Source organism: Devosia sp., assembly GCF_028290645.1.
In the GTDB taxonomy this organism is placed as follows: domain Bacteria; phylum Pseudomonadota; class Alphaproteobacteria; order Rhizobiales; family Devosiaceae; genus Devosia_A.
This window is the reverse complement of the sequence record NZ_JAQGJL010000179.1, coordinates 1-13066: the sequence shown is the minus strand read 5'-3', so window position 1 is coordinate 13066 and position 13066 is coordinate 1. Positions and strand designations below refer to the sequence as shown.

The following is a 13066-nucleotide window of genomic DNA, read 5'->3' as shown; positions in this document are numbered from 1 at the left end:
CATAATGCCGTAGATCATCTTGACGAGGGTGGACTTGCCCGCCCCGTTCTCGCCGAGCAGCGCGTGGATTTCGCCCGGCTTGACCGCGAAGCTGACATTGTCGTTCGCCAGGACGCCGGGGAAGCGCTTGGTGATGCCGGCGAGCTCGAGGCGAGGGGTGAGGCTAGTCTCCAACAACGGCTCCCGACTGTGTCGTAACCGGCCGCGCACGCAGTGCAGTGACTTCCCGGCCGCCAATGTGGACCAAAATCTCCGCCGCCGCCAGCGCCGCGATGACCTCGGGCCGCTTGTCCCCGATTCCACCGGGGAACGCCTTGCCGCCGATGGGGAGGACGAGCCTGTCGAGCGCGGCGGCGGGGTAGCCTTCGGAGAGGTACCAGCTGCGGAAGCGGGCCTTTTTCGTCTTCGAGCCGACCATGCCCACATAGGGCGCATCGGTGCGCTGCAGCGCCTCGGCGGCGATGAGGAAATCGAGCGCGTGGTCGTGGGTGAGGATGACGAAGCTGCTGCCACCGGGCGCGCCGCGGACCACGGCCTCGGGCATCGCCACGGCGTGGGTCTCGATGTTTTCGGGCAGGTTGGTGAGTTCGTCGGGCCGCGTGTCGACGACGTGGACGCGGAGGGGCAGTGCCGACAGTGCGAGCGCAAGCGCGTGGCCGACATGGCCCGAGCCGAAGAGGTAGACATGCGGCCGGGCGGCGAGTTCGGCTTCGAGCCGCGCGATGAGGCTGGCGGCGATCGCCGGGGCGAGACGCTTCAGCGAGACATCCACCCGGCCGCCGCAGCATTGGCCGATCTCGGGCCCGAGGGGGATATCGAGGCTGTCCTCATGCTCGCCGTTGCGCAGCACCTGCCGGGCGCGGTCGATGACCATGTATTCGAGGGCGCCGCCGCCGATGGTGCCGATCTGGGCGTCGGGCGAGACCAGCATGAAGGTGCCGGCGGCCCGGGGGGAAGAGCCGCGGACGGCGGTGAGTTCGGCGACGATGGCCGCGGGGTGGGTGGCGAGGAAGGCGCGGAGGGTGGCCACCGATAGGGTCATCGTATGGCCCCCCACCCCTGTCCCCTCCCCCCAAGGAGGGGGAGGGAGACAATGGAGCCGCTTGCGCGGAGCGAGTGGTTACGGGGACGGACGCGGAGGGTCTCCCTCCCCCCGTGGGGGAGGGGACAGGGGTGGGGGTCCACAGCCACCGCCCTCACGTCTTCACCACTTCTTTCCGCATCCGCTCGACCGCCATCAGCACCCGCTCGGGCGTTGCCGGCATGTCGAGCTGCGGCGCGATCCTGTAGTCCGCCACCGAGGCGACGGCCATCGACAGCGCCTCCACCACCGAATAGCCGAGCACCAGCGGCGGCTCGCCGACGGCCTTGGAACGGCCGATCGCCGGCTCCTTGTTGATGCTCCAGTCCGCGAGCCGCACGTTGAAGATGCGCGGCACATCGGAGGCGAGGGGGATCTTGTAGGTCGAGGGGGCGTGGGTGCGGAGCTGGCCCTTGTCGTCCCACCACAATTCCTCGGTGGTGAGCCAGCCGACGCCCTGGATGAAGCCGCCTTCCACCTGCCCGATATCGATCGCCGGATTGAGCGAGCGGCCGACATCCTCGAGCACGTCCGAGCGGTCGATCTGGTACTCGCCGGTGAGGGTGTCGATGGTCACTTCGGACGCCGCGGCGCCGTAGGCGAAATAGTAGAACGGATGCCCGCGGCCGCTGGCGCGGTCCCAATGGATTTTCGGCGTCTTGTAGAAGCCGGCGGCCGAGAGCTGGACGCGGTTCATCCAGCACGATGTGGCGAGTTCGTCGAACGGCACGAACTGCTGGCCGGCTCGGATGCCGCCGAATTCCCACTGCACGTCCTTGGGCTCGACTTCGTAGATGAACGCCGCGTGCGCCGCCATTCGCGCCTTGATCTGGTTGGCAGCATCGAGCGCCGCCATGCCGTTGAGATCGGTGCCGGACGAAGCCGCGGTCGCCGAGGTGTTGGGCACCTTGCCGGTATTGCTGGCGGTGATCTGCACGCGATCGACCGGCACGCCGAAGGCGTCGGCGACCACCTGCATCACCTTGATGTGGAGGCCCTGCCCCATCTCGGTACCACCGTGGGACAAATGGATGGAACCATCGCGATAGACATGCACCAGCGCGCCGGCCTGGTTGTGCCAGGTGGCGGTGAACGAGATGCCGAACTTCACCGGCACCATGGCGATGCCCTTCTTCAGCACCCTGCTGGTCTGGTTGAACGCCAGGATCGCGGCGCGGCGCGCCTGGTAGTCGGAGCTCTTCTCGAGGTCATCGATGACCCGGTGGATGACATTGTCCTCCACCACCTGGTGGTAGGGGGTCACGTTGTCGGTGTCGGTACCGTAGAAATTGGCCTTGCGGATCTCGAGCGGGTCCTTGCCCAGCGCGTAGGCGATGTCCTCGATCCAGCGCTCCGCCGCGATGATCCCCTGCGGGCCGCCGAAGCCGCGGAAGGCGGTGTTCGACACCGTGTTGGTGAAGAGCGGCAGCGAGTTCACCCGCACTGCGGGGTACCAATAGGCGTTGTCGGCATGGAACAGCGCCCGGTCGGTCACCGGGCCCGAGAGGTCGGCCGAGTAGCCGGCGCGCGCCGCATAGGTCGCGGTCACCGCCTGGATCTTGCCGCTGTCGTCGTAGCCGACATCGTAGTCGACGGCGAAATCGTGGCGCTTGCCGGTGATCTGGAAATCGTCGTCGCGGTCCGGGCGGATCTTCACCGCCTTATTGAACTTCTTGGCCGCAACCGCCGCCACCACCGCGAAGAGGTTGCCCTGCGTTTCCTTGCCGCCGAAGCCGCCGCCCATGCGGCGCATGTTCACCGTCACCGCCGCATGCGGGATGCCGAGCACCTGCGCCACCATCACCTGGATTTCGGTCGGGTGCTGGGTCGAGGCGTGGATGGTGACTTCGTCGTCCTCGCCGGGAACGGCGAGCGCCGCCTGGCTTTCGAGGTAGAAATGCTCCTGCCCGCCGATCCGCACACGGCCTTTGACCCGGCGCGGGGAGGCAGCGAGGCCGGCGTCCACATCGCCCCGCTCGAGCTTCAGCGGCTCGGTGACGAGCTTGCCGCCGGCCGCGATCGCCGCGTCCACATCGGTGACATGCGGCAGGTCGCGATACTCGATCTTCACCAGCTTGGCCGCCCGCCGCGCCGCCTCGCGGTTGGCGCTGATCACAGCGAACAGCGGCTGGCCCCAGGTGACGACGTGGGTCGAGGCGAACACCGGCTCGTCGTGCTTGTGCACCGTGCTGACGTCGTTCTCGGCCGGGATGTCCACGGCAGTGAGCACGCCGATGACGCCGGGCGCGCTGCGCACCGCGTCGAGGTTCATCGAGGCGATCTCGGCATGGGCGCGGGTGGCGAGGCCGAGATACGCGTGCAGGGTGCCCTCGGGCTCGACCAGGTCGTCGACATACTCGGCCCGGCCGGCGACCTGCTTGCTGGCGGAGTCGTGCGGGATGGACACGTGGAGCGGCGAGGCGGTGATGGGGGATTGCTTGTTCACGGGCGACCTCCGTGATCGCCGATGGACCCCCACCCTCGATCCCTCCCCTCAAGGGGGAGGGAGGCGCAGGAGCCGCACGCTCCCCTCCCCCTTGAGGGGAGGGGCTGGGGGTGGGGGTGGCGCAGTATACAACCCATTACGCCACCTCCCTCGTCAGCCGCTCGCCGGCGCCTGTCGTTTCGAGGAAGAACCGCCGCAGCAGGTTCTGCGCTGCCAGTAGCCGGTACTCGGCCGAAGCGCGCATGTCGGTGAGCGGCTGGTAGTCCTCGGCGAAAGCCGGCAGTGCCGCTTCCACCGTGCCGACCGTCCACGCCTTGCCCAGCAGCGCCGCCTCGACCGCCTTGGCGCGTTTTGGCGTCGCCGCCATGCCGCCAAAGGCGATCGTCACGGACGCAACCGCGCCGCCCTCGAGGCGCAGCCGGAAGGCGCCGCAGAGCGAGGAAATATCCTCGTCCTTGCGCTTCGAAATCTTGTAGCAGGCGAACTGCTCGCCCTCCGGCAATGACGGGATGGTCACGCTCTCGACGAACTCGCCGGGCTGCCGGTCCTGCTTGCCATAGGCGATGAAGAAATCCTCGAGTTTCACCTCGCGCCGGACATCGCCTTTGCGGAGCGTGATCGAGGCGCCGAGCGCCATCAGCGGCGGCGGGGTGTCGCCGATCGGCGAGCCGTTGGCGATGTTGGCGCCGATGGTGCCCATGTTGCGCACCTGGGCGCCGCCGATCCGCATCCAGAGCTCTTCGAGCTGCGGGAACCGCTTCACGATGGCGCCGGTGGCCTCGGTGTAGGTCACCCCTGCCCCGAGCTTCAGCGCGCCGTCGGTTTCCTCGATCCGGTGCAATTGCGGCACCTCGCCGATGAAGATCATCGGCCCGATGTCGCGCATGAATTTGGTGACCCAGAGGCCGACATCGGTGGCGCCCGACACCAGAGTGCCGGTCGGGCTGGCTGCATAGACTTCGGCCAGGTCGTCGGCCGAAGCCGGGACGATCAGCCGGTCCCTGCCCTCCCCGAGCTCGACCCGCTTGCCGTCGCGCAACGCGAGGAGCCGCGCCTTGATCGACTGCCGCTCCATCACCAGCGGATCGGCCGCTACCGCGCCATAGGCCGAGATGGCTTTGCCTGCCTTGATGATCGGTGTGTAGCCGGTGCAACGGCAGAGGTTCCCCTGCAGCGCCGTCTCGATGGCGCCGGTCGTGGGATCGGCGTCCGTCATCCAGAGCCCATAGAGCGACATCACGATGCCCGGGGTGCAGAAGCCGCATTGGCTGCCGTGATGGTCGACCATCGCCTGCTGCACGGGGTGCAGCGGCCCGTTGGCGGCGGAGAGATGCTCCACCGTCACCACATGCGTCGCATCGAGAGAGCCCACGAAGCAGATGCAGGCATTGACCGATTCGTAGACCAGCTCGTCGCCGCTGAGCCGCCCGACCAGCACCGTGCAGGCCCCGCAATCGCCCTCGGCGCAGCCTTCCTTGGAGCCAACCAGCCGCTTGTCCAGGCGGAGGAAATCGAGCAGCGTCCGGGTCGCGGGGAGGCTGTCGAGGACGATATCCTCGTTATTGAGGATGAAACGGAGGTGATTGCGGGTTTCAGTCATTGGCATGCTCTCCCTTCCCTCTCCCCTTGAGGGAGAGGGTGGCGCGCAGCGCCGGGTGAGGGGTATCGCTCCTCGCTCCGCTCGGATCGCGCATCGCCAGCGATGCGGTACCCCTCATCCGCCCTTCGGGCACCTTCTCCCTCAAGGGGAGAAGGAAGACATCCGAGAATTCCCACTATCATCTCAACTTCCCCGATAGGTCGAGTACCCATAGGGCGACACGAGCAGCGGCACGTGGTAGTGCTCCATCTCGCTCATCACGAAGCGGATCGGCACCATGTCGAGGAACGGGGTTTTGATTTCCACCCCGAGGCGCTCGAAATACTGCCCCACATGGAAGATCAGTTCGTAGCTGCCCAGGTGGAACCGGTCGCCTTCGAGCAGGGGCGCATCTGCCCGCCCATCGGCATTGGTGTGTCCCGATAGTATATGGTGCGTGTGGTCGCCATGCACCATCAACAGATCGAACCGCATGCCGGCGGCGGGCTTGCCATGTGTCGTATCGAGTACGTGCGTCGTCAGGCGTGCTGCACCCGCCATTGGTCTGGTTTCCTTCGCCCTGCTCGCCGGGCTGCCCCCACGGCCGCCGCTTGCCGTTGAGGCATTGCATCAAGATTGCCTGACTATTGTGCATATCGGCCGCCGTTCCAAGGGGGTGGCGGCGGGTTTTTTACCAACTGGTCCACTTTTGGCGCTCTTGCCGCAGCCTCAAGCCCCGGCGATAAATCTGCAACAACGATCGAGGTGATTGAATGCGTTATCCCCGCAACCTGCAGGGCTACGGCCCCAATCCGCCCAACGCCCAGTGGCCCGGCGGCGCGCATGTCGCGGTGCAGTTCGTCTTGAACTACGAGGAAGGCGGGGAGAACAATATCCTCCATGGCGACGCTGCGTCGGAGGCCTTCCTCGTCGACGTGATCGGCGCCGTCCCCTGGCCGGGGAAGCGCCACTGGAACGTCGAATCGATGTACGAATACGGCGCCCGCGCCGGCTTCTGGCGGCTGCACCGGCTGTTCACCGGGCTCGACCTGCCGGTCACCGTCTATGGGGTCGCCACGGCGCTGCAGCGCTCGCCCATGCAGGTCAGGGCCATGCTCGACGCCGGCTGGGAGATCGCCAGCCACGGGCTGAAATGGATCGACTACAAGGACTATGACATCGAGCACGAGCGGGAGGACCTGCACGCGGCGGTGAAACTTCACACCGAAGTCGTCGGGACGCGCCCCACCGGCTGGTATTGCGGCCGCACCTCGATCAACACCGTCGATCTCGCCAGCGAGGAAGGCGGCTTCACCTATGTGTCCGACACCTACGACGACGATCTGCCCTACTACCGCGAGCATTTCGGCGCGCCGCAGCTGATCATTCCCTATTCGCTGGCGTCCAACGACATGCGCTTCACCACCGCCTCGGGCTTTGCCAATGGCGAGGAATATTTCCAGCTGCTGAAGGACTGGTTCGACGTGCTCTACGAGGAGGGCCAGGCCGGCTCGCCCAAGATGATCTCGCTGGGGCTGCACTGCCGGCTCGTCGGCATGCCCGGGCGCTTTGCCGGGCTGAAGCGCTTCGTCGAGTACATCATGGGCAAGGAAAAGGTGTGGATCGCCAAGCGCATCGATATCGCCGAGCACTGGCTGAAGACGCATCCGTACGTGAAACCGGAAATCGTGCCGTCCGAACTGGCCCTGGATGATTTCACCCAGCTGTTCGGCAACGTGTTCGAGCATTCGGAGTGGGTGGCCGAGCGGGCGTTCAAGCGCGAGATGGGCCCGGCGCACGACACCGCCATCGGGCTTCATGCGCTGATGTGCCAGGTGTTCCGCAGCGCAACCGAGGAGGAGCGGCTCGAGGTCCTCAAGGCCCACCCCGACCTGGCCGGCAAGCTCGCTGCGGCCAAGCGGCTGACCTCGGAATCGGAGTCGGAGCAGGCCTCGGCCGGGCTCGATGCGCTGACCGACGCGGAGCGGGCGAGGTTCGGGGACATGAACCGCGCCTATGTGGAGAAATTCGGCTTCCCGTTCATCATCGCGGTTCGGGACAACACCAAGGCGCAGATCATGCGGGCGTTCGAGACGCGGCTGGCGAACGCGCGGGAGACGGAGTTCGCGACGGCGTGCCGGCAGGTGGAGCGGATCGCGGAATTGCGGATCGGGCAGATATTGGGTGCCTAGCCGCTGGGCTGGTGCGGGTGGACCCCCACCCCTGTCCCCTCCCCCTAAACATGGGGAGGGAGACCCTTCCACCGGAGTCAGTGCCTTGGTCTTCCTCCCCTACTTCTGGGGGAGGGGACAGGGGTGGGGGTCGACAGCCACCGGCCCTCGAACACCCCTTGACATCTCCCGCTACATCAATCATAACCGTATTGTTATATAGCGATCAGGTTATGAAATGCATGCCACCGCCTCCCAGCTCGATCTCACCTTTGCCGCGCTTGCGGACCCGACGCGGCGCGCCATCCTGGCGCGCTTGGCTGAGGGCGAGGCAACGGTGAATGAACTTGTCGCGCCGTTCGACATGAGCCAGCCGGCCATTTCCAAGCACATCAAGGTGCTGGAGAATGCGGGGCTGGTCTCGCGCGGCAGGGATGCGCAGCGCCGGCCGGTGAAGATCGAGGCGCTGCCGCTCGCCGATGCGGTGGGCTGGCTCGAGACCTATCGCAAGTTCTGGGAACAGAGCTACCAGCGGCTCGACAGCCTGCTCGACGAGTTGCAGCGGTTCGCCCCCAACGGCGACAAGAAGAACTGAGGAGACGCCACATGCAGCCGCTCACCATCACCCTGCCCTCGGACCGCGAGATCTGCGTCACCCGCTCGTTCCGGGCGCCGGCCGACCTCGTCTTCGACTGCTGGACCATCCCGGCGCTGATCCGCCGCTGGCTGGGGCCCGCGGAGTGGGTGTTCATCACCTGCGAGTTCGACGCCCGCGTCGGCGGCAAGTGGCGCTTCGTCACGAGGGGCCCCGATGGCATGGAGATGGGTTCGTCCGGCGAGGTGCTCGAGATCACCCGCCCCGACTGGATCAAGACCAACGAAATCTACGACATGGACTGGACCGGCGGCACCACCATCGTCACCAACCGCCTCACCGAGGAGAACGGCGTCACCACCTCGGTGGTGACCGTCCTCTACGCCACCAAGGAAGCCCGCGACGGCGCCAGGGCCACGCCGATGGCCGAAGGCATGGAGATGGGCTTCAAGCGCCTCGAGGAATTGCTGGCCGAACGCCTCACGGCCTGAGCCAGCTTCGACTAACGACGACGACCACGACCATTTCCGCCGCTGTGCGTTCCCCGCTCAGCGAACGGGAGAACTCAACCCCAAGAACGTCAAACGAGAGGACTGAAAAATGCCCAAGATCATGCCCTGCCTGTGGATCGACGACCGCATCGACGAGATGGTCGATTTCTACGTCAAGACCTTCAAGGACGCCGAAATCCACGACACCCAGCACTATCCGGATGGCCGCTCCATTACCAAGACGTTCCGCCTCAAGGACCAGGAGTTCATGGCGCTCAACGGCGGCCCCGACTTCAAGTTCACCGAGGCGATCTCGTTCACCGTCGATTGCGACGGCCAGGAGGAGGTCGACTACTACTGGAACACCCTGACCGCCGATGGCGGCGAGGAGAGCCAGTGCGGCTGGCTCAAGGACAAGTACGGCCTCAGCTGGCAGATCGTCCCCAGGCAGCTCCCCGAAGCCCTCGCCGGCAGCGACCGCGCCGGCGCCGGCCGCGCCATGCAGGCCATGCTGAAGATGAAGAAGATCATCGTGGCCGACATCCAGAAGGCCTATGCCGGCAGCTAGCCGGAACTGAACCACAGCCATCGCGAGACCGGAATCCCGCGCGCCATCGCTGGCGCGCGGCCGGGACCGGCTTACCCGATATCGAGACGGACAAATGCAGCGCCGAACCTTGATCCTTGCCGCAGCGAGCCTCGCAGGTCCATTCCTGCCTATCCGCCAGCCGCTCGCCGAGGAGGCCACAGCCGTGCCCGAGCTCGTCACCGACGACGTCGCCGTCACCCGCACCTTCAACGCCACGCCCGAGCGCGTCTGGCGCGCCTGGACCGAGGATGCCGAGGTGACGAAGTGGTGGGCGCCCCGCCCCTGGACGTGCCCTGAGGCGCGGATGGACGTGCGCGAGGGCGGCTTCTCGGTCGTCCTGATGCGCTCGCCGGAGGGTCATGACCAGTGGATGCGGTGGGAGTACACGAGGGTCGTTCCCGACGAGCGCATCGAGTATGTCCAGAACCTCTCGGACAAGGACGGCAACCTGATCGACCCGGCGACGGCCGGCATGCCGCCCGAGTTCCCGCGCGACGTCGCGACGGTCGTCACCCTGGTGCCCGAGGGCGGCAGGACCGTCGTCACCATCACCGAGCACACCACCACATCGAAGATGCTGATGGAGTATTCGCGGTTGGGACTCGAGCAGGTTATGGATCAGATGGGCCAAACCTTCTGAGGCGCGAATGGAGCTGACCGCCGACGCCATCCTCGACCGGCTGCATGCCCTGCGGTCGGACGAGGAGCTCGAAAAGTACCGGCGCTACTTCAAGTTCGGCGAGGGCGAGTACGCCCACGGCGACACCTTCATCGGCGTGCGCATGGGCCACGTCTTTGCGCTGGCCAAGGAGTGCGTGCTGACGCCGCCGGCGGAGATCGAGAAGCTGATGGAGGCGGACATCCACGAGGCCCGCGCCGCCGCCATGAGCATCATGGCCAAGCAGTACGCGGCAAGGAAGACCACGCCCGAGCGTCGGCAGGAGCTCTACGACCTCTATCTGCGCCGGCACGATCGCATCAACAACTGGGACCTCGTCGATCTCGCCGCCTGGCACGTCATCGGCCCGCACCTCGTCGACCGGCCGCGCGACGCGCTCTATCGCCTCGCGAAATCCGACAGCATGTGGGAGCGCCGCACTTCCATCCTCGCAACGTTCGCGTTCATCCGGCACGGCCAGCTCGACGATACCTTCGCCATCTCGGAGTTGCTGATGGACGATCCGGAGGACCTGATCCACAAGGCGGTCGGCTGGATGCTGCGCTCGGCCGATGGCCAGCGCCCGGCGCTGAACGGCTTTCTCGACAGGCACGCCGCGCGCATGCCGCGCATCATGCTGCGAAATGCTCTCGAGCACTATTCGGCCGAGGAGCGCGCGCACTATCTCGCGATGGGGAAGGCTGGGTGAGGCACCAGTTGCCTTCTCCCCTTGTGGGAGAAGGTGGCGCGCAGCGCCGGATGAGGGGTCCGCGACACGCAGAGTCGTGAGACCGGAGCGAAGCGACGGGCTAGGAGGACGCGGAGAGAGCCCCCTCATCCGCCCTTCGGGCACCTTCTCCCACAAGGGGAGAAGGCGATCACCGCGGGATCAGTCCCCGCCTCCGTCGTCGCCGCCATCTCCGCCGTCGGAATCACTAAAAGCATCGGTGCTGCCGTCCCCGCCCACACCGCGATTCCTTACTGTCGCGCTGGCCACCAGCCAGCCGAGGCCGGCGAGCACGACGACGCCGACAACCGGCCAGAAGGTGGAGAGAAACCAGAAGACCGGCTCGCGCAACGACTGCTGGAAGTCGCGGAGCCAATCCATCTGTCAGTGCCCGGGTAACTGGCCGTTGTGCCGGTCGTCCATCGGCTCGCCGTCTTCCCAGGCGATCTCGGTATCTTCCTCGGGCGGGGCGTGGCCGAGCAGCCGGTCGAGCCAGAGCCGGAATTGGCGTCCCGCCTCCTCGAACTGTTGGGGGTCGAGCAGCGGGCGGTGTGGTTCTTGGTGCGACTGGCTGGTCATGGTGGCGAATCTGCACCTGATTTCTAAACTTTTTCTGACCGCGCAGCCTCGCCTTAAGTCGAAGCCGGCTCGTCGCTATTTGTAGAAACCATCCCTCAGGTTGATGCCGTGCTCTAGGTAGACCTTCAGCGCACACAGCATCCCGGTCCAGCCCTCGGTATTGCCGATGCAGGCATCGAGCGCCTTCTGCGTCTCGCGCCAGCCTTCCTCGGTGATCGTCACCAGCGTCCGGCCGTCGTCGAGCTGCTCGAAGCGCATCGTCACGGTGGTCTTGCCGCTCGGGTCGGAAGCCGTGCCTTCGGCCGCGCCCCAGTGGAGGACGATCCGCTTGTTGGTCTCGACTTCGGCCACCTGCACCGGGAAGGCACCCGGGAAATCGGCGAAATCCCACGTTACCGTCGCCCCGGTCTCGAGCCGTCCCTTCGCCCCGCCGGTGGTGAAATATCCCGAGAGCTTGCCTGGATCGACCACCGCCTCGAACACCTCGCCGACGGGCTTGGCGATGCGGCCCGACACTTTCAGCTTCAAGTCCATCTGCATGTCCTCCTTGCCTTGGCCGTCGGTGGGAACGGCACGATCGCACCATACCCTAACGCTTCGCCCCACTGTCCGCCCACCGGCTTCTGCGCTAAGAGGGTTTACCAGCCACGATAATTTGTGTCCCATGGCCTCCACCACCTATGCCGGCCCGATTGCCGGCCTCCCCGACCAGACGGCGCTCCATACCGGCCGGGCCGTCTTCACCGAGGCCTACGCGCTCATCCCGCGCGGGGTCATGCGGGATATCGTGACCAGCTACCTGCCGCACTGGCAGGACACCCGGGCCTGGGTCCTCGCCCGCCCGATGACCGGCTTCTCCGAAACCTTCTCGCAATACGTGATGGAGGTCCTCCCCGGCGGCGGCAGCCAGCGGCCGGAACCCGATGCCGACGCCGAGGGCGTGCTGTTCGTGGTCGAAGGGGAGGCCTCGATCACCATCGATGGGCAGCCGCATGTGCTGATGCCCGGCGGCTACGCGTTCCTGCCGCCCAGCTGCAGATGGACGCTCGACAACAGGACGGCGGCGCCGCTGCGCTTCCACTGGGTGCGCAAGCGCTACGAGCTCGTGGATGGGATCGACGTGCCCGCGGCTTTTGTCGCCAACGAGCAGGACGTGCCGATCCGCTGGATGCCCGGTACCGGCGACCGCTGGGGCACCACCCGCTTCGTTGACCCCACCGACATCCGGCACGACATGCACGTCAACATCGTCACGCTGGAGCCCGGCGCGGTGATCCCGTTCGAGGAGACCCATGTGATGGAGCACGGCCTCTATGTGCTCGAGGGCAAGGCCGTGTACCGGCTCAATCGCGACTGGGTCGAGGTCGAGGCCGGGGACTTCATGTGGCTGCGCGCCTTCTGCCCGCAGGCCTGCTATGCCGGCCCCAGCCGCTTCCGCTACCTGCTGTACAAGGACGTCAATCGCCACATGAAGCTGGCGCTCTAGCGTCCGGCTCCGGACAATCTCCACCGAGGACAGAGCATGCGTATTGGACTGGCCGTCGTCGCGCTGCTGGCGTTCACCCTCCCCGGCTACGCCGAGGACCTGGCGCCACAGACCTACCAGAACCTCCTGACCCCGCTGGTCCAGGGCAGCACCGACGTGCTGGGCACGCCGCTGGCCTATCCAGCGGGAACGCCGAACATCACCTCCGCCATCGTCACCATCCCGCCCGGCGGCGAGACCGGCTGGCACGAGCACGAAGTGCCGCTCTTCGCCTACGTGCTCGAAGGCGAGCTGACGGTCGACTACGGCACCAAGGGCAAGAAGACCTACCGAGCCGGCGAGGCGGTGCTCGAGGCGGTCGGCTGGGCCCATAACGGCACCAATACCGGCACAGTGCCGATGAAGCTGGTCGCTGTGTATATGGGGGGCGGGACGAGTGCGAATACGGTGAAGGTGGAGGCGCCGTGATGGGGATGACTGGGGCAGAGAGCCCCCTCCCGGCCTCCCCCATAAAGGGGGAGGTGCCCGCCGGTGGCTTTGGCACCATCACGCCACAAACTCGACTCTTCACCTCCCCCCTTGTGGGGGAGGCCGGGAGGGGGCTCTCTGCTTCAACATGAAAACCCTCCCCCCCGACATCACCGCCCTCCCCCCTTGCGGCTCC

The 13066-nt window shown here is 66.4% G+C and carries 16 protein-coding genes; 8 read left to right on the top strand and 8 right to left on the bottom strand.

The window, feature by feature from the left end; translation table 11 throughout:
* The 5 genes from JWQ89_RS09985 to uraH form a co-directional block, all read right to left on the bottom strand.
* Window positions 1-177, bottom strand: a 177-nt coding sequence (locus JWQ89_RS09985) for an ATP-binding cassette domain-containing protein (protein ID WP_299640604.1), incomplete at its 3' end; no start/stop codon positions are given.
* Window positions 164-1042, bottom strand: coding sequence for a xanthine dehydrogenase accessory protein XdhC (gene xdhC / locus JWQ89_RS09980; protein ID WP_299640603.1), 879 nt, complete (start codon window positions 1040-1042; stop codon window positions 164-166). The genes xdhC and JWQ89_RS09985, both read right to left, overlap by 14 nt.
* Window positions 1043-1196: 154 nt before the next feature.
* The gene (xdhB, locus tag JWQ89_RS09975) at window positions 1197-3527 is read right to left on the bottom strand and encodes a xanthine dehydrogenase molybdopterin binding subunit (protein WP_299640601.1); all 2331 of its coding nucleotides are present in this window, start codon (window positions 3525-3527) and stop codon (window positions 1197-1199) included.
* A gap of 136 nt (window positions 3528-3663) precedes the next feature.
* Entirely contained in the window at window positions 3664-5127 is a 1464-nt protein-coding gene (xdhA, locus tag JWQ89_RS09970; RefSeq protein ID WP_299640599.1) for a xanthine dehydrogenase small subunit, read from the bottom strand.
* A 183-nt stretch (window positions 5128-5310) separates the two neighbouring features.
* Entirely contained in the window at window positions 5311-5667 is a 357-nt protein-coding gene (gene uraH / locus JWQ89_RS09965) for a hydroxyisourate hydrolase (protein WP_299640597.1), read from the bottom strand.
* A gap of 212 nt (window positions 5668-5879) precedes the next feature.
* On the opposite strand from uraH, the gene puuE reads away from it, so the two are divergent.
* The 6 genes from puuE (at window position 5880) to JWQ89_RS09935 (ending at window position 10319) form a co-directional block, all read left to right on the top strand.
* On the top strand, window positions 5880-7298 hold the full coding sequence (puuE, locus tag JWQ89_RS09960; RefSeq protein WP_299640596.1) for an allantoinase PuuE: 1419 nt from the start codon (window positions 5880-5882) through the stop codon (window positions 7296-7298).
* Between the two features lie 217 nt (window positions 7299-7515).
* Window positions 7516-7872 (top strand): metalloregulator ArsR/SmtB family transcription factor, encoded by a 357-nt coding sequence (locus tag JWQ89_RS09955; protein WP_299640594.1) that lies wholly within the window; start codon window positions 7516-7518, stop codon window positions 7870-7872.
* A gap of 11 nt (window positions 7873-7883) precedes the next feature.
* Window positions 7884-8363, top strand: a complete 480-nt coding sequence (locus JWQ89_RS09950) for an SRPBCC family protein (RefSeq protein WP_299640592.1) — start codon at window positions 7884-7886, stop codon at window positions 8361-8363.
* 109 nt (window positions 8364-8472) lie between these two features.
* Entirely contained in the window at window positions 8473-8931 is a 459-nt protein-coding gene (locus tag JWQ89_RS09945; RefSeq protein ID WP_299640590.1) for a VOC family protein, read from the top strand.
* 94 nt (window positions 8932-9025) lie between these two features.
* Window positions 9026-9592, top strand: a complete 567-nt coding sequence (locus JWQ89_RS09940) for an SRPBCC domain-containing protein (RefSeq protein ID WP_299640587.1) — start codon at window positions 9026-9028, stop codon at window positions 9590-9592.
* A 7-nt stretch (window positions 9593-9599) separates the two neighbouring features.
* On the top strand, window positions 9600-10319 hold the full coding sequence (locus JWQ89_RS09935) for a DNA alkylation repair protein (protein ID WP_299640585.1): 720 nt from the start codon (window positions 9600-9602) through the stop codon (window positions 10317-10319).
* A 180-nt stretch (window positions 10320-10499) separates the two neighbouring features.
* Here JWQ89_RS09935 and JWQ89_RS09930 read toward each other — a convergent pair whose 3' ends face one another.
* From JWQ89_RS09930 to JWQ89_RS09920, 3 genes are all read right to left on the bottom strand, one after another.
* On the bottom strand, window positions 10500-10718 hold the full coding sequence (locus tag JWQ89_RS09930) for a hypothetical protein (RefSeq protein WP_299640583.1): 219 nt from the start codon (window positions 10716-10718) through the stop codon (window positions 10500-10502).
* A gap of 3 nt (window positions 10719-10721) precedes the next feature.
* Window positions 10722-10916, bottom strand: coding sequence for a hypothetical protein (locus JWQ89_RS09925; protein WP_299640581.1), 195 nt, complete (start codon window positions 10914-10916; stop codon window positions 10722-10724).
* A gap of 75 nt (window positions 10917-10991) precedes the next feature.
* Window positions 10992-11450, bottom strand: coding sequence for an SRPBCC family protein (locus JWQ89_RS09920; protein WP_299640578.1), 459 nt, complete (start codon window positions 11448-11450; stop codon window positions 10992-10994).
* A 130-nt stretch (window positions 11451-11580) separates the two neighbouring features.
* Between JWQ89_RS09920 and JWQ89_RS09915 the strand changes: the two genes are divergently transcribed.
* Together JWQ89_RS09915 and JWQ89_RS09910 are read left to right on the top strand one after the other, a co-directional pair.
* The gene (locus JWQ89_RS09915; protein WP_299640577.1) at window positions 11581-12402 is read left to right on the top strand and encodes a bifunctional allantoicase/(S)-ureidoglycine aminohydrolase; all 822 of its coding nucleotides are present in this window, start codon (window positions 11581-11583) and stop codon (window positions 12400-12402) included.
* A gap of 36 nt (window positions 12403-12438) precedes the next feature.
* Window positions 12439-12870 carry a cupin domain-containing protein gene (locus JWQ89_RS09910; RefSeq protein ID WP_299640575.1) on the top strand — a complete coding sequence of 144 codons (432 nt, stop codon included), beginning with the start codon at window positions 12439-12441 and terminating at the stop codon, window positions 12868-12870.
* The last annotated feature ends 196 nt before the right edge of the window (window positions 12871-13066 follow it).